The sequence below is a fragment of the Microbacterium sp. P5_E9 genome (genome assembly GCF_054049175.1).
The window spans coordinates 1-541 of record NZ_JBFUMV010000136.1; the positions used below are offsets into that span (position 1 = coordinate 1).

Sequence of the window (541 nt, forward strand, 5' to 3'; positions counted from 1 at the left end):
CATCAGAGCCGCGTAGAGGCGCTCAGGCGAGTTTCGTGCTGCGGTTGGTCGCCCGGCACATCGAGTGCACCTTCGACGTCTCCTACGCAGAAATCGAGCGCGCCGCGCCGCAGAATCCGAGTTTTTCAACAGAATCGGCCCACTCCTGCCGGTCAGCGGATGATGATGGTGCCGCGCTAAGCACGACGCGGACTTACACGCTTTTGATGTCGCATGCTCTCGCCGGTTGCGACACCATTACCCGCTCGCGCTCCGATTTGCGTCACCTTTTTTGATCCGACCTGGATGGTGAGGACAGTGCTCAGACCTGCCTCGAGCATCTGCTTTCCGGCACCCCTGGGGAGATCGCGCCAATGCGGCGCCAAGGCCGCGGTGACGGCCCATGGCGCGACCAACGTGGCCATTTCGACCGACAACAGCGCCACGCAGTCACGGCGCGTTATTCGATCACCTGGTCGGCACGTGAGCGGCACTGTGCCGATCGTGGTTGCACGACCATCGTAATCGCAGTCCAATAAAGCCGCGGCCGTATCATGATAAT

General features: G+C 61.4%; 1 protein-coding gene. It reads left to right on the forward strand.

Annotated elements, in window-relative coordinates; all coding sequences use genetic code 11:
- Window positions 1-275, forward strand: a 275-nt coding sequence (locus tag ACXJ3V_RS20645) for a hypothetical protein (protein WP_457102224.1), incomplete at its 5' end; no start/stop codon positions are given.
- Window positions 276-541 lie beyond the last annotated feature (266 nt).